The 21,653-nt window shown below is 35.8% G+C and carries 11 protein-coding genes, 1 tRNA gene and 3 pseudogenes; 3 read left to right on the forward strand and 12 right to left on the reverse strand.

Annotated elements, in window-relative coordinates; genetic code table 11:
• A pseudogene (locus ACFIQC_RS08035) lies at window positions 1-4,799 on the forward strand (DEAD/DEAH box helicase); the annotation flags it as partial.
• Window positions 4,800-5,890: 1,091 nt separating this feature from the next.
• On the opposite strand, the gene ACFIQC_RS08040 reads toward ACFIQC_RS08035, so the two are convergent.
• From ACFIQC_RS08040 to ACFIQC_RS08055, 4 genes and pseudogenes are all read right to left on the reverse strand, one after another.
• Window positions 5,891-6,361, reverse strand: coding sequence for an SMI1/KNR4 family protein (locus ACFIQC_RS08040; RefSeq protein WP_375630440.1), 471 nt, complete (start codon window positions 6,359-6,361; stop codon window positions 5,891-5,893).
• A 251-nt stretch (window positions 6,362-6,612) separates the two neighbouring features.
• Complete coding sequence (locus tag ACFIQC_RS08045; RefSeq protein ID WP_375630439.1) at window positions 6,613-6,975, reverse strand: HNH/ENDO VII family nuclease; 363 nt, start codon at window positions 6,973-6,975, stop codon at window positions 6,613-6,615.
• 87 nt (window positions 6,976-7,062) lie between these two features.
• A complete protein-coding gene (locus ACFIQC_RS08050) occupies window positions 7,063-9,630 on the reverse strand; it encodes a DUF6990 domain-containing protein (protein ID WP_375630437.1) in 2,568 nt (855 codons plus the stop codon).
• 632 nt (window positions 9,631-10,262) lie between these two features.
• A pseudogene (locus ACFIQC_RS08055) lies at window positions 10,263-11,703 on the reverse strand (DUF637 domain-containing protein); the annotation flags it as partial.
• 1,012 nt (window positions 11,704-12,715) lie between these two features.
• Between ACFIQC_RS08055 and ACFIQC_RS08060 the strand changes: the two are divergent.
• Window positions 12,716-13,246 (forward strand): hypothetical protein, encoded by a 531-nt coding sequence (locus tag ACFIQC_RS08060; protein ID WP_375647418.1) that lies wholly within the window; start codon window positions 12,716-12,718, stop codon window positions 13,244-13,246.
• Here the strand turns inward: ACFIQC_RS08060 and ACFIQC_RS08065 are convergent.
• The 8 genes and pseudogenes from ACFIQC_RS08065 to ACFIQC_RS08100 form a co-directional block, all read right to left on the reverse strand.
• Window positions 13,239-14,096, reverse strand: a complete 858-nt coding sequence (locus ACFIQC_RS08065) for a hypothetical protein (protein ID WP_375706991.1) — start codon at window positions 14,094-14,096, stop codon at window positions 13,239-13,241. The genes ACFIQC_RS08060 and ACFIQC_RS08065 overlap by 8 nt on opposite strands.
• A 246-nt stretch (window positions 14,097-14,342) precedes the next feature.
• Window positions 14,343-14,393: pseudogene (locus ACFIQC_RS08070) on the reverse strand (hypothetical protein); the annotation flags it as partial.
• Window positions 14,394-15,341: 948 nt separating this feature from the next.
• Window positions 15,342-15,908, reverse strand: a complete 567-nt coding sequence (locus tag ACFIQC_RS08075) for a biotin transporter BioY (protein WP_375629706.1) — start codon at window positions 15,906-15,908, stop codon at window positions 15,342-15,344.
• Between the two features lie 249 nt (window positions 15,909-16,157).
• A complete protein-coding gene (locus tag ACFIQC_RS08080; RefSeq protein WP_375632495.1) occupies window positions 16,158-16,715 on the reverse strand; it encodes a biotin transporter BioY in 558 nt (185 codons plus the stop codon).
• A 15-nt stretch (window positions 16,716-16,730) separates the two neighbouring features.
• Window positions 16,731-17,369 (reverse strand): energy-coupling factor transporter transmembrane component T family protein, encoded by a 639-nt coding sequence (locus ACFIQC_RS08085; RefSeq protein WP_375632494.1) that lies wholly within the window; start codon window positions 17,367-17,369, stop codon window positions 16,731-16,733.
• Complete coding sequence (locus tag ACFIQC_RS08090) at window positions 17,366-18,046, reverse strand: energy-coupling factor ABC transporter ATP-binding protein (RefSeq protein WP_375618715.1); 681 nt, start codon at window positions 18,044-18,046, stop codon at window positions 17,366-17,368. Before ACFIQC_RS08090 ends, ACFIQC_RS08085 begins: the two co-directional genes overlap by 4 nt.
• 40 nt (window positions 18,047-18,086) lie before the next feature.
• Window positions 18,087-19,514: an amino acid permease gene (locus ACFIQC_RS08095; RefSeq protein WP_375706992.1), complete on the reverse strand. Its 1,428-nt coding sequence runs from the start codon at window positions 19,512-19,514 to the stop codon at window positions 18,087-18,089.
• A 1,031-nt stretch (window positions 19,515-20,545) separates the two neighbouring features.
• Entirely contained in the window at window positions 20,546-20,722 is a 177-nt protein-coding gene (locus ACFIQC_RS08100) for a SlyX family protein (protein ID WP_375685438.1), read from the reverse strand.
• Between the two features lie 454 nt (window positions 20,723-21,176).
• On the opposite strand from ACFIQC_RS08100, the gene ACFIQC_RS08105 reads away from it, so the two are divergent.
• Window positions 21,177-21,252: transfer RNA gene (locus tag ACFIQC_RS08105), tRNA-Thr, on the forward strand.
• The last annotated feature ends 401 nt before the right edge of the window (window positions 21,253-21,653 follow it).

A 21,653-nucleotide genomic window follows, 5' to 3' on the forward strand; every position in this document is an offset into this window, starting at 1 on the left:
GAAAAGGTAGAAACCTATTATGAATGGGCTGAAGAGCGTGAAGGTTGGAATAAAAATGATATCGGCATTGATCTGGTTGCTAAGCTTCGTCATCAAGAAGGCTATGTGGCTATTCAGTGTAAGTTTTATAAAGCAGATCATCAGATTAGTAAAAAGGATATTGATAGCTTTATCGCAGCCTCTGGGAAAGACATCTTTAAATATCGTCTTCTTGTTGATAGCACGGAAGTGGAATTAAGTGACAATGTGAATGCCATGATCAAAGGACAAGCGATACCCGTTTATCGCATTGACCTTCGTCATATGGAAAACAGTCGTATAGACTGGCAAATATTTGCAACTAAAAAAGAAATTGTTCTGAAATCAACAAAAGAGCCTCGTCCCCATCAAGAAGAAGCCATCAAGAAAGTCTGTGAAGGTTTAAAAGAAGCAGATCGTGGCAAGCTAATTATGGCATGTGGAACGGGGAAGACTTTCACTAGCCTTAAGATAGCAGAAACCATAGCAGGAACAGGCAAGCGTGTGTTGTTTCTGGTTCCTTCTCTGGCTTTAGTTTCGCAAACAATCCGTGAATGGACAGCCGATGCACAAGTGCCCTTGCGTTCCTTTGCGGTTTGTTCTGATACGAAAGTAGGCAAGCGTCGTAAAAACCAAGATGATATTGTTGGCATGGAAACATCAGATCTTGTTCTCCCTGCTACCACGGATGCGAAAGCCCTTGCCAAAGAAGCTTGCGAAAACCTAGCAGATGCAATGACGGTCATCTTTTCAACCTATCATTCCATTCAAGTGATTTCGGATGCCCAAAAAGACCATGGTTTACCCGAATTTGATCTGATCATTTGTGATGAAGCGCATAGAACAACTGGGGCTTCATTGGGAAGTGAAGACAATGAATCAGAATTTATCAAGGTTCACGATAACAGCATCATTCGGGGAAAAAACGTCTGTATATGACAGCAACGCCTAAAATCTTTAGTGACACTGCTAAAAGGCGCGCTGATGAGATTAATGCTGTTTTGGCATCTATGGATGATGAAGCACTTTTTGGAAAACAACTCCATCATTATACCTTCGCAGAAGCTGTTGATAATGAACTGTTAACCCCTTACAAAATTGTGGTCTTAGGCATTAATGAAACCTATATCACACCAGCCATACAGGAGATTATTGCCAATGAAAACCGTGAAATTGATTTAGATGATGCGGCAAAAATTATTGGCTGTTATAGAGCACTTACCAAAATAGATAAGCAAGCGGCTGTTGATGATGATGATACAGAGCCCATGCAATGTGCTTTAGCTTTTTGCAAAGACATTAACACCTCTCAATATATAACAAAGCTCTTTAATAAAATTATCAAATCTCATATTGATGATTTCCTTCAAACCGTTCCCTTTCTAAACTGTGAAGTAAGACATATTGACGGAACGCAAAGTGTCAAAAAACGCAATGAGGAACTGGATTGGCTTAAAGAAGATGCGGGTCAAAATGTTTGTCGGATTTTAAGCAATGTTCGGTGTCTGTCTGAAGGAATTGACGTCCCTGCTCTTGATGCGATCATGTTCTTACACCCGCGCAATAGCCAAGTGGATGTGATACAGGCGGTAGGGCGTGTGATGCGCCGTGCTCCAAATAAAAAAACGGGCTATATCATTTTACCCATTATCATTCCTTCACACTTAGAAGCCAAAAAGGCTTTAAAAAACAATAAGAGATACCGTGTTGTTTGGCAAGTTTTGCATGCTTTACATTCTCATGATGAAAGGCTTGCTCGGACGATTAATCAAATGTCTTTAGGACAAGATAGCAGCCATACGATTGAGATTATAGAGATTAAGCGTGCCAATGAATTACAAGAACTCACCACAACGGTTGATGAGATCTCGATACCATCAAAAGCAGAAAGTTCTGGACGTGTCATTGGAACAGCAGAAAGCAAATCTCAATCGGTATCTGGAGGACAAGAAGACTTATTCCCCCGTTCTGAATTTTTTGATTTTGTCAAAGCCATTTTTCTGGATAGTTTTAAAATCACGGATTATTGGGGCATATGGGCGAACAATGTTGCTGAGATTGCTCAAAACCATATCAATCATCTTAAAGATATGATTTCCGATGAAAAGAGTGAAGCCTTTCACGCCTTTGATGCATTCCATAAGGAATTAAAGAACAACGTCAACAGTGAAATCAAACAAGAGGAAGCCATTGAGATGCTTGCACAACATCTTGTCACGCGTCCCGTGTTTGAAGCCTTGTTTGAAGGCAATGAATTTGTACAGAACAATGCCATTTCGCAAGCAATGGATAAGATCTTAACGGAACTGGATAAAACCAATATCGAAGAGAAAACGAAAGATCTTGATAAATTTTACAAAAGTGTCACATTCTGTACAGCAGGTATCACCGAAACGCATGCAAAACAGAATCTTATTATCAAACTTTATGAAAGTTTTTTTGCCAAGGCATTTAAGAAAACCACGGATAAGCTTGGGATTGTTTATACACCCGTTGAGGTTGTTGATTTTATCATTCATTCTGTTGATGATGTGTTGCGTAATGAGTTTGGAAAAAGCTTGGGGTCACGGGGTGTTTCTATTCTTGACCCTTTCACTGGAACGGGAACCTTTATTACACGGCTTTTACAATCCAATCTCATCAAACCAGAGGATATGGAATATAAGTTCCGTCATGATATCCACGCCAATGAGATTGTTTTGCTTGCCTATTACATAGCAGCGATTAACATTGAATCGACTTATCATAGTTTGATGAAAGGTGAGTATATCCCTTTCAAGCATATTGGTTTGACTGATACGTTTCAGATGCTTGAAGAAAAGAACCTTCTGCAAAAATTATTCAAAGAAAACAGTGAATATTTAGAACACCAGAAAAATCTAAATATCGAAGTTATCTTTGGCAATCCTCCCTATTCAACAGGTCAAAAAAGTGCTAATGACAATGCAAAGAATACCCCTTATCCCATATTAAATGACCGTATTCGTGAAACCTATGCTGCTCAATCTGAATCAATCAATATGCAAGCACTTTACGATAGTTATATTCGTGCTATACGCTGGGCTAGTGATCGTATTGATAATGCTGGGGTAATCGGCTTTGTTTCTGGATCTGGTTATATAGAAAAGTCGACAATGGATGGTTTACGAAAATCTTTAGCCAACGAATTTACGAGCATTTATGTACTTAATTTACGGGGGGATATCCGTAAAAATATGTTAAGCGATGGAAAAGCTCAAGAAGGAGAAAATGTTTTTGGTAGTGGTAGTATGACTGGTATTGCCGTAACCTTATTTATCAAAAATCCCAATGTTTCTGAAGAATGTAAAATTTACTATCATGATATTGGTAATAATCGTACGATAAAAGAAAAACTTACAGCTCTTGAATACTTTGGTAGTGTTGGTGGTATTACACGTAAACAAAGCTGGCAAATGATTACACCAGATAAACATGGTGATTGGATAAATCAACGTGATGACAGTTTTGAAACATTCTTAGCTCTAGGTGATAAGAAACCTTATGATAAAAAACTGTTTGAGATTTATTCTTGTGGTCTAAAAACTAATCGTGATGCTTGGGCATATAACTCCAGCCGTGAAGTTTTAAAGAAAAACATGAATAATATGATTGCTTCCTATAATAGCGAAGTGGAACATTTTAATGATACTTATGTACATACTGACCGAAAAACACGTGCTAATGTCGTAGACGATTTCGTCAATACGGATGAACGCAAAATTAGTTGGAGTATTAATCTTAAAAAACATTTAACTAAAGGAAAGATTTTTGAATTTGAAGATATATGCCTTATTCAAAGCCTTTATCGTCCTTTTATACAGCAATGGCTTTATTACAATCGTGCCTTTAATGAAATGGTTGCTAAAATTCCTTGTATATTTCCGATGGGGAAAACGGTTGAAAATAAAGTAATTCAAATTACAGGCATAGGAGCAAGGTGTGGTTTTTCTGTATTTATGACTAAAAATGTGCCTGATTTTCATGCGATGGATACTAGTCAATGCTTTCCGCGCTATATTTACAAAGATAGCACGATCTCAAAAGATAAAAACAAGAAACAATCCTATTTATTTACAGAAGAAAGTAAAACAGCTAGTTTACAAAAGCGTGATGCCATTACGAATGAAGGGTTAGAACATTTTAAAGCCGCTTATCCTAATGAAACTATCACGAAAGATGATTTATTCTATTACGTTTATGGAATTTTGCATTCGGAAGATTACCGCTCTCGTTATGCTGATAACCTCTCTAAAGAATTGCCTCGTATCCCGTGTGTAAAAAATGCTGATGATTTTTGGAAGTTTGTGACAGCAGGACGTGAACTGGGTCATTTGCATGTGAATTATGAAGATGTAAAACCTTATCCAGTAACCTTTAAAAAGGGTAATCCAAAACAGACAGAGATCTCTAATCCCGAAAAGTTTTATTATGTAACTGAAATGAAATTCGCAAAAGCAGGTAAAGAGAAAGATAAATCAACTGTTATTTATAATAACAATATCACAATAACAGATATCCCTCTTGAAGCTTATGAGTATATTGTCAATGGCAAGCCTGCTCTTGAATGGGTTATGGGGCGTCAATGCGTTAAGACTGATAAAAAGAGTGGTATTGTGAATGATGCCAATCGCTATGCTGTTGAAACCGTTGGCAACCCTGCCTACCCTCTAGAGTTATTTCAAAGGGTTATTACCGTAAGTTTAGAAACAATGAAGATTGTTAAGAACTTACCAAAATTAGAAATAAGAGAAACTGAATAAGCTTATTAAAGCATGCTCACATAATGAGTGTGATAACCTTACAAGGGGTATAAGGTCTTATAGCTATAGGTTCCTATACCCCCTTTATACATTGCTTACATACAATCTCTAAAAGGAGTGTTTATATGCGTTATTCTAAAAAAGAGCATTTGCACTTTTTAACACTGTACTTTGGATTGCTTTAAGGCTTATAAGAAATCCCATCTTAAAGTGAATTAGATTTTTTACATTGCCTTTAAAAGATTATACCGTAATCTAAAATGAGTGCTTTATTGTTTTCAAAAGCTTTATTTAAAGAGAGTTATATATATTCATTTTCTTATATTACTTATAGGTTTTGAAGGTTTCTCACACCCTCAAAATACCTTCAAAAATATACCGTTGGTTGTATTTATAGGTTGTGTTTTAATATAGATTGTATCTCTAAAATGCTAATATATTGAAATATAATGACTTTTATTTTTTATTGAAAAATATGTAAAGGGGGGGCGTAAAAAGCACCTCCAAAACCCCCAAAAACCCCTAAACCTCCAAAACTCATAACCATAATGGTCTTGATAGCATTTCTTATGAGTTACAAGCTATCTTTTGAAAGGCTTAAAGGATCATATGCTTTTCATAAAGCACGTTGTAATCATTCTCTAAAATCATAAGTTTATCTATTCAAATGAACTTATAAAAATTCATAAAAGGGATTTTGATAACGTAATCAGTTTTTACTTTCATACGCTTTTCATAAGACACGCACTAATTACTCACTAAAATAATCTAGTTATCAGTTCAATTTACTGACACAAACTGACAAGTTTTAATCAACTCACATCATTGGTTATCTTTAAAGATTGTACTATTGATATGAGTTGTGTTATTAAAATAATAACATATTGAAATATAATGTTTTTAATTTTTTCTCATTTAAAAAAATGCCATAGGGGCTAAAAAGAACTGACAACACTGACATAGGTCTATTAAAAGGTATTTTTCTCATCTCTATAATTGTCAGTTTCTATTGAGATGTTTTCATAACAGGCAATAAATCGCAATTATCCTATTATCAACTAGTTGTATAACATCATCTAAGGTATAGGTTTTCATGAATTTTCCCCTGCATACTCTTTAATTCTTTTACAGAGAAATTCATAAAAATTACTTGCGTAATATTCGGAATCTTCAGATGTATACTTGAGATAGAGTGGGCATTCACCATCCCGAAACTGCGTATAATCAAAATAAAAGGTTTCACCAAAATCAGTTGTGCAGATAACAAGTTGTTTGGGGTCCGTAAAGCCATCTCTTCTATCAAGCAAATTTCGGTAAACAATATCACCAGCAGGAATACCTGCACAGATTTCATAAATACTGAATATTTCTTCACCTCCAACTTCTCCGCCTCCATAATTTTTTAAAAAACCCTTATAGGAAGAGGTAAATTGTAAATCGAGAGTGTTCTCAGCTGTTTTAATCCGTACATCATCAGGGGCATTATCTTTAGTACCAAAATTAATAGCATGACTATGCATATCAATATATTGTGCAACATCCGATAAAGTATAACTTTTCATAAATTTTTCTCCATAAGTCACAGTGTGTTTTTACTCATAATGAGTGTTTCTACTGATCAATATTCTCTACTATAGCCAATGGAATTTGGATTACATTGATAGAATATAAAGGATGTTTTCTTGAAGGAGCTCTTTTCTCATTTGTCTCTGTGCAATCATCTCGCATTTACAATATATGATATAATTAAAGGGGATGATCATTAAAGCTTAGAGAGCGCCTTTTAGTGTCATTACTCCAATATTTGCAATAATTACTTTTTCTTTTTTCTTGCTGAGGAGTCTTTTTTTGAAATCCAACAAATAACTTTTCTGATAAAATTTTCCTTTGGCTTCATAGGCGCAACAAAACTCTTGTCTTGATAAAATGAGTAGAGAACCTCAGCCATAGGACCTTCTTGTGTCATAGGATATAACATAATAGGCCTACAATCGACTCCAATAGGAGCTCTTCCTGATACCATTCTTTCCACATTTGTACCTGTTACTATCTGTCCTTTTTCTTTCCAAGAAGAAACTGTTTCAGGCTCAAACAGCTCATCTCCCTGATAAACTTTTTTACCTTTAAATTCCACAGGTTCAGCTGCTCCCATAATTTTTTTCTTTATCCATTTCATGATTCATAAGCCCCTCGATTTTTTCAAAATAATCAATGTATTCTTTGTTCTAAATAGACTTAACAAACTCTCCTTCCAAGAAGGAGGTTATTCCTCGCTAGAAAGCTCTAAGTGACTATCAAAATCTTTTGCTACCCATTCAATCAAAGCGTAGCTCACTTGCTTCACCTTTGCTACTTCTTTGGCTAAAGCTAATGCACGTTCAAGGTGGGTTTTGTTGATGCTCTCGTCAAAGCCTAGGTGATCACCTGCCGTAAAGCTTTTCTGATAAGATTGCAAGGCTTCAACATCACCCAATAAAGCAAGAGCGCCAAGATGAAGTAAAGCATAATCCGTAGACGTGGCGCCTTTTTCCCAAGGAGCTATACCATAATCAGAGCGAAGTCTTTTAGAAAGGTCAATGTCTTTGACTGACCATTCTAGCGCATCATCAAGTGCTTGCTTTAAGCGATCCGCAGTAACTTCTGGTTCAAAGATTTCTAATCCCTTGGCTTCAAAATTAAGCTGTATATCTGGAATATCTTCCGTGTGGGTAGGATCAATGAATTTACAAGCGGTGGAAAGAATGCCCGTGCTAATCATAAAGGCGCTATCAAATTGCGGGTAGTCTTTGGCAATTTCGTCGTTATAAAGAATATCTACTTCACGATCAGCCAATTGATAGCTTGCCATATAATCATTCTCATTGATTTTCTCGGTTGACCAGCCTAGGATTTTTAAAAGTGCATGAGCACTTTCCATGGTGAGACGATCATCAGTATCATCCGCTTCATTTACTTCTTCTGCCACTTCAACAGAAGTTGTTTTAGAAGCAACAGATGCTGTTTGCGCATCCAAGCTTAAAATCGGTGCATTTTTCGGAAAACCTGCTCGATAACCCCGTGCAAGAGTAAGAGAGTTGTCAATCGTATATTTCGTGATACCTTCCACAAAGCCTAGATGGTTCTTTGCCCTGAAACTTTCCTTATAAAATTTGAGCTTTTCAATATCACCAATCAGAATGAGTGCTATAAAGTGACGTGCCACAAGGTGAGCTTCACTGTTTGTTGGCAAAGCGGCATAATCATAGATGATTTGATTGACATTTTGCCGATCAGCCCACTCAAGTATATCTGTACAAATCTCCTTTAGCTTGCCTTCATCCAATTCAGTACTAGAAACTGTATAAAATTCTTCTGCCTCTTTGAGAGCTATATATTGGGGCAATCTAGGAAACATCTCTCTATGAGCAGTAGAAAAGCCAAGTGTTGAAAGCGAAGCCTTAAATACAACAATCGGCTCTTCTTCATCACTTTGAAGACTGTACATTATATTGATGATACGGTCTTTACTTACAAAATAAGCATTGCGATCATAGTTCTTATCGCGATAAACTGTCCACCCCATCCTTTTTAAGTCTTCAGAAACTGTATTAAGAAAAGACAAATCTTGCAAACTAAGACGATCATCTATGGCTTTTCGCTCATTAAAGATTTTCAGATGCTCTTCAGCAAATTGAACTGCGTGATTAACATACTTCTCCACTTCACGGTCTTCTAAATGTCCAGAAATCGTACCGGCTTCTAAAAAATTTTGATAAGATTTCAGGATATCAATTTGACCTGTCAATGCTAAACAAGCTAAATGCCAGACTATACGTATATTGTAGCTATACTTTTGAACACGTGTTTTGCTTTCTATTGATGCTTGTAAATCTTGGGCACGTGCCCATTGTATTATTCGCTCAGAGATTTTGATAAGCTCTTTCTCATCTAATGTCTCTACACAAATATCAATGCCTTTATCAAAACCACTAAAAATCCCCCCCCCAATCGTGTTAAAAGAATTATAAGTATTTGTAGGTGATATGCACCGATACTCCCCACTATAGTGAATATATTTACAAGCTACAGAAATAATTTCATTAGATATTTCAGCTTCAATACGGACATTGTAATTATCATGAAGACGTATAAAACCAAAATCAAATTGAATAAAGCGGTCGGGCAAAACCAACCACATTTTTCTAGGCTCCGTAGAAAACCACCCTTGTGTTTTAAGAACGCGCATTGCTGCTGTGAGACTCATCTGTTGCTTTTTTGGCTTTTTACGCATTAGAATATCGTCTAATTCCCCATTTTTATAGGCCTGTGCAAAAAAAAGCAGGCGATCATCCGATGTCATTGTTTTATAATCTGCAAATTCTGGCACAGATAGTTTTGGGGTAGATCTATCACTCCTTAAAGCCTCCATATCACCAAGTAATGCTTGTGCAACGGCAGAATGATTAGTAGCTTCCTCGCACAACTTTTTTTCAATATCCTGTGCTTGCGCCCATGCAATCACTCTATTTAGAGCGTCCTTAATATGGCTTTCGGAAAGATCTGAAGGTTTAACATTAAAATCCTCCTTCGCGTAAAACAGCACATCTTCATATTTACGCTGTGATTTTTCACCTCTAGAATATTCCCGAGCAAGGCAATAGGAAGCAGTAGTGAGTTTAGCCGATAACCGGAACTCTTTGCCGCTCTCTCCATAATTTTTTATATCATAGCCTATGCCCACAATGCGGTCAGGAAGATGATAATGCGCGAAAGTGTCTCCCACTTCATCGCGATAGGGTTCCCAGCCCAGTATTTTTAAAATTTCTGTTACGTCTTTGGTTTGTATCTTCATTTATTGTCCCTGTACAAGTTCTTCTAAACGACCTGTATGACGGCTAATTTCATATTCGATAGGTCTTCCCCACTCCCTACCTAATTGGTTTTTAGCCCAATCTTTCTTAAAATCATCCAGTTGTTTCTGAGTTGGTTTCTTTTCGTCTATAAATTCTTTGAGTTCTTCCTGATATTTATTTAGCTTTTCTTTGTGTTCCTCAAGAAACTCTCTAATAACATCTCCCGTGGGTTTTGCATCTCCTGTTTTATAGGCTTCTTTCAAAATTTTTTGATTTTCTGTAAGCTTGGAATCACCTGTTTTTGTTTCTCTAATTTTTAATTCACCATTTTCTATATAAAGAAGATCAGGACGAGATCTTTTTTCAAGTGGTTTTCTTCCAAACATATCACTCTCAAACTCAGCTCCCTTCACCTCAGCCTTAAACGAGGGTTCTTTTTGGCATACCGTACATTCTTCCTTGTTTTCTAATTCTTGCTTGTCCTTATCACGTTTTTTGTCATGATGTTCTCTGTTTTTATTTCCTGTCTGCGGATCTTTGATCTTTTCGCCTTTGGCACTGTCTTCAGAGCCAATTTTTCCAACTGATTGAACAACTTCCTTTTCTGCTTTTGCAGCTGCTGCTTCAGTCTTAGCAGCGAATTTAGCCAGAGCCTTTTCGCCAAGCTTTATGGCTCCCTTGGCTGTTCCAGCTCCTCCCAAAAACAGCGTTGCTACTTCAGTCAATAATTTTCCAAATTCAAGACCAGCATTAAAGGAACCACCGGCACCGGCTCGCTCATATTCCTCCTCCATTTTATTAATGCGATCTACATAGGGCTGTGCAAAGGCATGCCCAAGGGTAGCCAAAACCTTACCACTGGTGAAGAAATCTTTGAGCGCTTTCAAAATCTCTTTGGAATTTTTGGCTATTTGTATCAAGTCACCAACCGTAGGAGAACTGATTATTTGCAAAAAACCATCAACCGTACCGTATACTTCAGCCGGTACACCAGCTACTATACCAGCCCCAAAGCTTGCATTTTGCCCCCAACTAATAGCAGACCATTTCGCAGTCACTTTTGCTTGACATAAAAGGTCAGGACACTCCTTTAATTCCTTTTCCATCTGAGCTTGTTGCGCACTGCTGAGGTAGTTATTTGCAGCGGCATTACCTGCGGCATCAGCACCGGCATCAACATCGCCACCGGCAAGGGCAGCGGCAACGCCCCCAGCAGCCCGTGCGACATCAATGGTGTGGTCTCTAAAGTCAGCAAACTGCGCATCAATCTTTGCGTTTATACGCGCTTCCTCTTCCGCAGTTGGGGTGCGACCGTTTAGGTCCCCCATTTCCTCTTTCACAATGCCTTGCACCCACAATTGAAACTGGAGCATAGCAGTGGCTTCGCCCACAGCACCCCCCACAGCACCGGCTGTGCAAGCACCGCTCGCAACCGCGCCTTTTAAGCAGCCAAGTCCTGCATGGGCAACGATCTGCGTGACCGTATCTATTTTGCCTTCTGCCTTGGCGGTACCGATTTCTTCCGCCAACGATTTGCCAACCGTATCAGACAGGGCGATGCGCAGATTGTTAAAAAAGTTCTTGTCAAGAGAGCCACCCTCAAGAGCCGTTTGCACGCCTGTGCCAATGGCGGCTTTGATCAGGTTCTTTTCCGCTTCACTGGCGATACGATCGACAAAAGGAGCGGTTTTTGGCAAAGATTGTCCAACACCTGCCATTTCCGTTATTTGGCTGGTTAAGCCTGCTGTCAACATCGACGAGACAATGCTGAGAACATTCTTTGAAGAGCCAAGCTCATGCAAGGCACCGGCAATATTGCCGCGATTGTTAACAAGAGCCACAGCGCTTTTGTTAATCAGCGCTTGGACACCTGCCTGTATCGCCGCATTCATGGCGGTGCTCGAGCCAAGCCCCAAAGCACCGGTAATGGCACTGGCAGCGCCCGAAGCTGCTCCACCCGTAACCGCCGTGACAGCCAATGCCACGAGAGCCGCACCGGCTTCTGTCAGCCCTTGGGCTTTATAATCCCAGTCTTTAAATTCAGCCTTAACTGCTTGCCAATCCACTTTCCTTACAAATCTTAATCAACCCAAAGTAATAGCCTGAAATAGCAGTGTGTTGTATGGAAAATTAAAAACAAAAACCGAATGAAGAAAATGCACTTGAGACTTGCATATGGCTTCACAGGTTTATTGCTGTAAAAGCTTCAAATGATGATATCTCTAATACTTTTTTCGCTTGTTCTCTTGTGGTAGCTTCCACAAGCGAAAAGATATGGACGATGAACCTCTTCTCAAGCTTATCAAACTGAACTCAAAGGTATTTCCTTATTGATGTTGAAAGAGTCCTTTAAACGCATTTTGCAGAGCAACGTAGAAAGCATGTCTAAAAAAATCATTCCAAGAGCAACAGATTTTTCTAAGTATTGTGAAGAGATTGAAAAAGATCTTCTTTCACGAGCCAAAACTCTTCATGAACTAATGATAGGAGAATTTAAAATAGATTTCTAAAAAATAGCAAAATAGTGAAAAGTGCTGATCATTTTTGGATTGGATATGCATTTAAAGAGTGATTAAAAAGTTTTTTTAATGTACAATATATTTCTAGAAGCCAAAATGGCTCTATAGTATCAAATTTATAAAGTAAATAAATCCATTAATACAAATTAAGGATTTTAGGATACACGAATTTCAAAATATTTGTTTTTTAAAACATGAGTCGCCAGCATCAGCGCAAAAAATGTTGCGGCAATTATGATTCCCTTTCGTGTACTTTTGAAATAACAGAGCTTTTCTTTAATCTTTATGAAAGGATTGCCAGTGCGATGGGCTTTTTTGAAAGGTGGATTTGGGTATCAAAATGCAAGCAAGAGTTTGTAATTATGGAGCTTTGTGTTTAAAGCTATCATCAACTATAGATAAATCATAGACGAGCTTAACTAAAATATTAAAAGCAACTGGATGCAGTAGAAGACATTGCTATTAAAAGAAAAGCAAATGCTAAAAAGACTAAAAGGTAGTTTGTGTTTTTATATCAGAAAATAATTTAAGAAATTGAATCATAATTTTTTCACAGGAAATAAATATGTTTACAGATAAGAAGAGAAAAGCCTTGTTTGGCGTTATAATTTTTATATTTGTATGTTTTTTAGGAATAAGAAAAAATCTTGACTTTATTCAGGGTATTTTGACATTCGCGTCTATTTCTTTGGTGATCGTAACAACTGTTTTTGCAATTTTATGCAATTCTAATATCCCTTCTGAGTTGCAAAACAACCCACAATATAAATGCGGCAATACAACAGGTTGGAAGAAATTAACATGTGAGTTACATCAGTATATGCACAGTCTCCTAAAGTTAATAATTTTAGCGCTTGTCGTTTTAATTTTCCCAAGTAGTTATAAAGAAACTGTTTCTTTGCCTGTCATTTCTAAGTACGTGGAGCACAAGTTTTCTTTTTCATTGGATACCATACTTTGGTACTTAGATATTGCTCTTGGATATTCAAATATTATAATTTGGTACTTTTTTTTATTCTGTGTATTCTTCCTTATGTTGCGTACACGCAGTTTAATAAATATATCTATTTACACGCTACAGTGCTCTATTAAATAGATACAGTAAAACTTACGATTTCATGCTTTAATTTTTCTTTTATATGACCTTCATTATACATACCATTATCATTTTTACTCGTTTTAATAGCAAATTTATGTTGAAAAGTTTCAGTATTAAATATTATATCAAAATTATTATGTGTCTTTCCAACAAAACTTATGTTTTTAAATGCTGGATTTAATTTATATTTTTTAAAAAGATTCAAAAAATAATTCTTTAAATTATTTTTTTCTTTAAATTTGATACCCAAGTCAAGTTCCATTTCAGAATAATCATCCGTGGGAAATTCACCCAACAAAAGTTTAGCCATCTTTAGCAAGTTGTCTTCTGATTGCATTGCAAAAAAATCTAGTTGTTTTGGTTGTGTATATTTCAGTTTTATTTCTTTAATTAAAAGCAATTTTTTTTCGAACTCTTCCTTACCAACAATATCAGGTGAGATATCAATCGTTTTCGGGGGAAAAGATTTTTTGTAGTGTAGCTGCAAGAATTTGTTTAACTCTTTATTTGAAGAAAAAAGAGTAAACTCTATAGGAATCAAAATTCCAAAATATTGCTTATTCTGTTCAACATATTTTCTAGGACGTGGGTTAGGAATATTCTGAAAGTCATTTTCAGAATCAATCACTTCGGGATTATAAGGACTATTTTCTCCCGTTAAAACATAAATCCAATAGCAGATCTTCGAGTTCACAGAAAACTTTTCAATTATTAAGGTAACACATTGATTATCACGGTTAAAACGGTATGTTCCTTCCTCTAAAAATTTATCAGCATCATTGATATTAACTAATTCTGAGGCTGGATCTATTTTATATTTATAAGAAAGAAAGTTAAGGGTATTCATAAAATTAACATAATTACAATGTCTATAGTCTTATCGGGTGGTAGATGTTGCCTAAGTTATCTTAGTGACTATGGGAGTGTAGTGTATCGCAAATATACTGGGTCATTTAGAATCGTTTGGCTGAAAATTAAGGCTATAAAATTTTAATTGCAAAAGCAATACGAACTTTAGAGAACTCTGCAGTGAGAGCTAGTTAGATTTTTAGAATATGGGCTCCCCCTTCCCTGCTTTTAAGTGGAGGAGAAATCAGTGCATTGAACGAAGCATGGCATCACGTAAAATGGCGTTAATCCGCGTTTGATATCCTTTCCCTTGACTTTTAAAGTCACGCTAGTACGTCTGAATCCACACGCACAGTTGTGACAGTTTTCATGGGTTTACAGAATGGATTGAAAACGGTGTCTTTCCAGAACTCATCATTGAGTGACAGAATATCTCTATGATCAATTGCACTATCCGACATTACAGCCAATTTATCAATTTCAACTCTCTGTTCATCTGTCAAAGCCGATAAGTTACCTACCTCGATTTTATAACGAACTTTCTTCTTTATAACGTTTCTTTTCTTTCGAGTTGGCTCTCTGTGCTGAAATAATACGGATTACCTCTATGCCATCTTTATCGTCATGGACAGTATGCACTACGAATAGTAATAAAAAAAAACTCCACAAGCACTAAAGCTTGCTAACCATACTCTCCATTTTCAACACGCTCTTGTTTAGCTATGGAGAATAGATCAGAAAAAACATATGCAGCTATTTCAAAACTTTACACGGTGCTTTCTAAGATTACTTTTTGTTTTAGCTTCATTCCATTCAAATCTCATTTTTATACCTTATATTAACACATTTACTTATATTAACACATTTATAAGGGTATTATATACATCAAGAGTTTTAGATGAACACTTAATTATCCATGTTTTTGTAAAATTAATATAATAATAATTTAAAAATTAGTGATTAATTAACTAAAAATATTAAAAAAATAATAAATTATTCTAAGGCTTTATGCATATAATATGCAAATCGAATAAAACTTACAAGCATGTTGAATAAAATGATATTAATTGGCTATTTGGGAGCTGCTCCTGAAAGCAAAAATGAATTTTGGTGCCGAAACATTCAATTTTCGTATGGCTATCTCTGAGAGCTATGCAGATAAAAATACCAATAAAAAGTAGACAAAACAAAATGGTATTCCGTGGTGCTTTTTAAGCTACATACATTTGGCAAAACTTGTTCTTCAGTACAGAACTGCCCCTTTTTCCGAATGAATGAGAGGAACGGTTTTTTTAATGGTCAACGCTACAAAGGATGCAATCAGCACTTTCAAGAAACCACTAACCAAAAAACCTAATGAACTTATTAAAACTGTCAGCAAAGGGACCTGTGTCATATAAGCCACCCATGGTATTCCAAAAGAATAGACTATCCCAATGCCACCCACAGTATTTATCACAAATAATATTATAAAATTTAACCGGTGCCAAAATAATTCTACCATAAAGCCAATAAAAAATGCAGCAAATGGAAAACTAATCAGATAACCACTCGTAACTCCTGAAAAAACACTAATTCCACCACGACCACTAGGCAATAGAGGTAACCCAATCGCAATAAGAACAAGGAAAAGAAGTGATGCTAAAGCTCCCCTTTTCGCTCCAAGTATAGAGCCTGCTAACATCGGAGCCATAGACTGAGCTGTAATAGGGACACCCAGCAAAAAAGGAAGATAAATAGGAGGAAAAAGACTCAAAACAGCGTAAATAGCGGCAAATAAAGCAATATAAACTAAATCTTTTGTATTCACTGAATTATTCCTTCACTAGGGAAAAGCTTTCGTTATTGTTGTATAATTAATAAAAAGTATCAGATTTATAAAAGTACACTTTAAATGCCTTAGATATAGAGAAAAATACTATAATAATTTATTTTAATAACATCACTTATATGAATCATATTAGATTCTACAATGTTTAATTACATCATAAATTACTATATTTAAATTCAATAATAGTGATATATGAATATTATATAATAACAAAATAATACATTTATTTTAGTTATTATGCTTTGAATGAATGAGAGGAACAGATCTTTTAATCGCGAGTGCAATAAAGGATGCAATCAACACTTTTAAACAATCGCCTATCAAAAAAACTGATGAAGCCATTAAAACCTTCAGTAAAGAAACTTTGGTCATATACGCTGTCCATGGAACACCAAAAGAATAAACTATCCCAATGCCACCAAAAGTATTTATTATAAATAATGTTATAAAATTTAACCGCTGCCAAAACAACTCTACCATTAAACCAATAAAAAATGCGGCAAATGGAAAACCTATTAAATAACCACTTGCAATTCCTGAAAAGACACTGATTCCACCACGTCCACCAGGCAACAGAGGTAATCCAATCGCAACAAGAACAAGAAAAAGGAGTGACGCTAAAGCACCCCTTTTTGCCCCAAGAATAGACCCTGCTAGCATCGGTCCCATCGATTGAGCTGTAATAGGTACCCCTAGAAGAAAAGGAAGATAAATAGAAGGGAAAAGGCCCAAAATAGCATAAACAGCGGCAAATAAGGCAATATAAACTAAATCTTTTGTATTCATTTGATTCTTCTTTCACTATAAAAAACTTTGATTATTATGAGATGCTGTATCAATGGTATCAGCATCATAAGAACGCGCTTCCAATGCTTCAGCCACTTCTGACGCCATTCTTATAGTCCGTATAATTAAAGGTATCGCAAGAGCGACAATGTTAGTGTTAAGTCCCCGTGCTTGCTGTGCTTCATGTACCTCATTAAACTTTTCACTCAAAAGAGGAATAAACCTGATCGCCATAGAGATAACCATACTCACTTTTGATGGATTTATACCAAAAGAACGAAAGGGCTGGAGGCCTGCTTCAATTGCATCCACCATATCTGAAACTTTTGTTGTGAATGAAATAAGTGACGATAAAGAAAAGAGGATAACAAGACGTAATATGACCTCAACCCCCGTAAGCCAACCACTAAAAATAGTTTGAAATACAAATAGAAGAACTAAAAGCAATCCCATCGATTTAAATTGCTTTATCGCAGTTTTGAAAGGGACCTTGGCGACTCTATAGAATAAGATGACCAACAACAAAAATAACCCAAGAAGCGCTATGGAAGAAACCATTATTATAAAAGTTCCACACGCCGTAAGAAATAATAACTTAACTCCAGGACTTAACCTATGAATAAACGTACCCCTTGGAATATATAAACCGATCATGACATTCTTCTTATATACTCCTTGATAGCAACAAAAGGTACATCATCAATTGCTATCTCCCCCTTATCAAAAACCAGCACTCTATCAAACTTTTTCAAAAACTCCAAATCATGCGATACAACTATTGCCGTTTGTGGTAATTCTTCTATCACTTGCGTAACGCGATGCTTATTTCGCAAATCAAGTAATGTCGTCGGCTCATCAAAAATAATGTAGTCTGGTTTCATTGCAACTACACCGGAAATAGCAACGAGTTGTTTTTGCCCACCACTTAATAAATGGACAGCGTGATTTCTGAAATCTTGAAGTTCATAGCGTTGTAAAATTTCATCTACACGCTCCTTAATTTCATCTTTATTAAGCTTTAAATTTTTGAGACCAAAGGATAAATCCTCTTCAACTAATGGTAAAACAATCTGATTATCGGGATTCTGAAATACAAATCCAACTTTACGCTTTACTGCTTTTGCATCGCGCTTGGTATCAAGCCCATCAACGCTTACAAAACCGTGAGATGGTAATTGGAGTCCATTAATAAGACGAACAAATGTACTTTTTCCAGAACCATTCGCACCTATAACAGCAATTCGTTTTTCGGTAAGCTGTACAGTAATATTTCTTAAAACACACAAATCACCAAAAACTTGTGTTACCTCATCAAATTTTATAGTCCCCAAGATTTATTCCAATCAATCCCTTTTATTAGCTCTTCTTTCTCTATCGTTTCAGTTTATAACCTAAAAGTAATAACAAGCACCATAGAGGAATAATAATGACTGCCAAACTCATATCAGGCATCTGTACAGGAATATATGCTTCAAGGAAAGGCACGCTTATTCCTATCATATCAAAAAGTCGAGTCATCAATCCATTTTTCCCAAAACCACTGACAAACATAATGCCAAATAATAAAGCAAGAAAGCAGAGGCAAAGATAGTTAGCGTAAGGATATAAACCAAACGCATAAATAAAATCGCCCTTTCTGTTCTTATGGGCATTGCGAAATTTCAAATGAACAATAACAATAATAGCCCAAGTAATCACTGCTGCTGCAGTTGCAAGAGCCATGATCCGCATGAAACTATTATCAGGAACAAGAGCATTAACAACGACAATCAACGCCGTACATAATGAAGAAAAAAGGATAGCAATATAAGGAACACGAGCAGCACTCAGTTTACTAAAAATATGTGGTGCATTTTTTTGTACAGCTAAACTATAAAGCATACGGCCATTAGAATAAATGCCACTATTGTAAACAGAAATAGCAGCCATAATCACCACAAAATTCAAAATATGACCAGCAGCAGGAATTCCTATAGTCTTGAAAATTGTGACAAAAGGACTACCATTTTTTCCAATCATATTCCAAGGGCTGATTATCATAATAATGCTGATAGATCCAATATAAAAAACTATAATCCTCCACATAACTTGACGGATAGCCGCTGGAATTGTTTTTTGTGGATTAGATGCCTCTCCAGCAGCAATACCAATAAGCTCCGTTCCTCCAAAAGAAAACATTACTACAGAAGTTGCTAAAACAACCCCTACTGCTCCATAAGGGAAAAAACCACCATGGTCCCAAAGATAATGAATATTCGCTTGATTTTCCCCTAGTCCAGTGACAATGAGAAAAATTCCAAAAATAATCATACCAATAACAGCAGCCACTTTGATCAAAGCGCAAACAAATTCAAATTCTCCATAAAAACGAACATTAAACAAATTAACAAATGTAACAAATAAAAGAACAATGAAAGATGTCTTCCAATGATCAATCAAAATCCAATGATCAAGGTAAAACCCTATCACTGTAAGTTCAGCCATGCTCACAAGAATATAAAGAAACCAATAATTCCAACCTGTTATGAAACCAGCTAATCTCCCCCAATATTTATAAGCAAAAAAACTAAATGCTCCTGAAGACGGTTCTTCTACTGACATTTCACCAAGCATTCGCATAATGAAATACATAATAAGCCCGCCGACAAGATAAGATAAAATAACTGAGGGACCAGCTAATTGAATTGCCTCGGTTGACCCATAAAAAAGTCCTGTCCCAATAACCCCACCCAAAGCAATCATTTGAATATGGCGATTTTGAAGGCTACGCTTCAATTCCTCGTGCTTTTTTTCAGACATCATGCCTCACTACTTTTGTTGAACTTAACCTCAACTTTTATTGAAAAATTAGGCACCTCTTTCAAAAAACACAAAACAAACGTAAACTTATTTTCTTATCATAATGCAACTCCTTATTTTTTTGTGCATTATACGTATGTCCCGTTGAAGTTTTAAGAAAAAATATGCTCCACCCTTTATTTAAATTAATGTCCTTCAGTTTCGTTACACTAACCATTATAACATTGGTCATTGATAACGCACACTCTGTAATCACATCACATTGGACAACAACCCCCTTTAATAAAATTTTAACAAGCCTTCTGCAAACAGATATCTATCACCTTAATCAATCTCTATGCAAGGTAATGCCTGATTTTCTGTCCTCAATTTGCATTACTCTCACTTATTTACCCGCATGGTCTATCTTTGGTGCTTTAGCAATAGTATTTTGTATCTTAAATTACGAAAAACAAAAGCCTTTTCACAAAATATCATATACATATAACGAAGAGTACATTTGATCTTAAAAAAAACTTCTAGAGCTCTCTGTACTATAACATAATCGATGTCGCTTAAAACCCCTCACTCTATTAAAACAACTGAAGATCACTTGATCATCAGAAAAAATTAAAACGCTTCATTATAAATATAGGCGCTCACTTATGATTTCTATAGATAACGATAACATCACTTTATTTGTATCAATTTAAAAAAATTAGCGAATAAATCTACCTCCCACCTATAAGAAAACTCTGTACAGAAAAAACTTAAAATATTGCAGTTCATATATTTTTCTATGGCTGTTTCTTTAATACTCTACAAAAACTTTTCTTAATTTTCGTACTAGAAACCCCATATAAAAAAACGTCTTCTAATATCAGCTCTCCTTATAAGATTGGAACTTATTAAAATTAATGAAGAAGCTTATAAAAATTATTCTACAAGTCTAACAAAATGCGTGAAATAAAAACTCATCTGTAAATAATTGCAATTGTGATAAAAAATATTTCGCACCTTCTCCCTATTGAGAAAATGGTAAGATAACAGCTTCAGTAACACTCTAGTTCTTTTAAATCTGACAATCGTCTCGCTAAAATATCAACTTTTTTAGATATCTCATCCAAACTTTTCCATTGATTAGTTACCTCTCGAGAAAGTTCCTCAATGAATTTTTCTTGGTAAGCTAGCTTCATTTCTAGTTCTATCAGCCGATCTTCATCCGACATGATTTTTACTCCCTCTTAAATAAAAAACGTGATTAATTTTATTAATCCTCCTCCCTTTTTCTTCCCATAAAAATGAGAAGTAACTTCTCAACTAATTCTACTCATCTATTTGCACATTATAAAAGGTTTATGATGATCTTTATTTTCCCAATCACTCTATGCAACAAATTTCTTTCTTAAGAATCAGAAAATGTTTTTATCTTTACTAAGTTATCTTGACACCATTTTTCATCCTAAAGATCTACATTCCCAGCTTCTTAATTTAAGTGCTATCGTAAATTGAAAAGCATTTTATAGCATTAAGGTCAAAGAATACTTTCCTCTGACTTTTACATAATTCTCCTTCAAATTATTATCATATGTATAAATTATTGAAAAAATGCATTCTTGCTTTTATACGTACTTTTAGCTATTACCCTCAAATTAGTTTTGTCTCATTGACTTACAAACCTATGCCGCATTAGCTCAGTTGGTAGAGCACATCATTCGTAATGATGGGGTCGCTGGTTCGAATCCGGCATGCGGCACCACTTTTTGTATTTAGCGTATTGAAATATATATTTGTAGCTTGCCAGCGGGTTTTGTATAATTTGCCACTAGGTTTTGTACCAATTTATTTTTTTTCAAAGAGTTTTTAAGGGGTTCTCAAAGGGTCTTCAAAGACCTTATCTAAAGGGTATTTAAAGCCTCTTTTTTTTCTGCTCAAAATCGCAATTTTTGATGATCAATCATTGAGTTGGAATCGTATTATTTGAGAAGCAGCGTATATAAGATGGTATGACTTCTTTTAGCATAAATTGACTGATGATTTTTCTGTATCCTAAGCACATTATTCAGGGCATTATTAAATAAGAGAAGCGTTTAAGGAATTCGGTCAACTTGACCAAATTGCTCTTCAGTATGCAATTGTGCAATGTTTGCACCATTGCTC

The sequence above is a fragment of the Bartonella sp. AA126HLJHH genome (assembly GCF_042197425.1).
GTDB lineage: Bacteria > Pseudomonadota > Alphaproteobacteria > Rhizobiales > Rhizobiaceae > Bartonella.

Excerpts from the sequence above, each read along its gene's own strand:
- ACFIQC_RS08040 (WP_375630440.1), bottom strand. The coding sequence starts at position 6,361 with ATGAAAAGTTATACTTTATCGGATGTTGCACAATATATTGATATGCAT.
- ACFIQC_RS08045 (WP_375630439.1), bottom strand. The coding sequence starts at position 6,975 with ATGAAATGGATAAAGAAAAAAATTATGGGAGCAGCTGAACCTGTGGAA.
- ACFIQC_RS08050 (WP_375630437.1), bottom strand. The coding sequence starts at position 9,630 with ATGAAGATACAAACCAAAGACGTAACAGAAATTTTAAAAATACTGGGC.
- ACFIQC_RS08060 (WP_375647418.1), top strand. The coding sequence starts at position 12,716 with ATGTTTACAGATAAGAAGAGAAAAGCCTTGTTTGGCGTTATAATTTTT.
- ACFIQC_RS08065 (WP_375706991.1), bottom strand. The coding sequence starts at position 14,096 with ATGAATACCCTTAACTTTCTTTCTTATAAATATAAAATAGATCCAGCC.
- ACFIQC_RS08080 (WP_375632495.1), bottom strand. The coding sequence starts at position 16,715 with ATGAATACAAAAGATTTAGTTTATATTGCCTTATTTGCCGCTGTTTAT.
- ACFIQC_RS08085 (WP_375632494.1), bottom strand. The coding sequence starts at position 17,369 with ATGATCGGTTTATATATTCCAAGGGGTACGTTTATTCATAGGTTAAGT.
- ACFIQC_RS08095 (WP_375706992.1), bottom strand. The coding sequence starts at position 19,514 with ATGTCTGAAAAAAAGCACGAGGAATTGAAGCGTAGCCTTCAAAATCGC.
- ACFIQC_RS08100 (WP_375685438.1), bottom strand. The coding sequence starts at position 20,722 with ATGTCGGATGAAGATCGGCTGATAGAACTAGAAATGAAGCTAGCTTAC.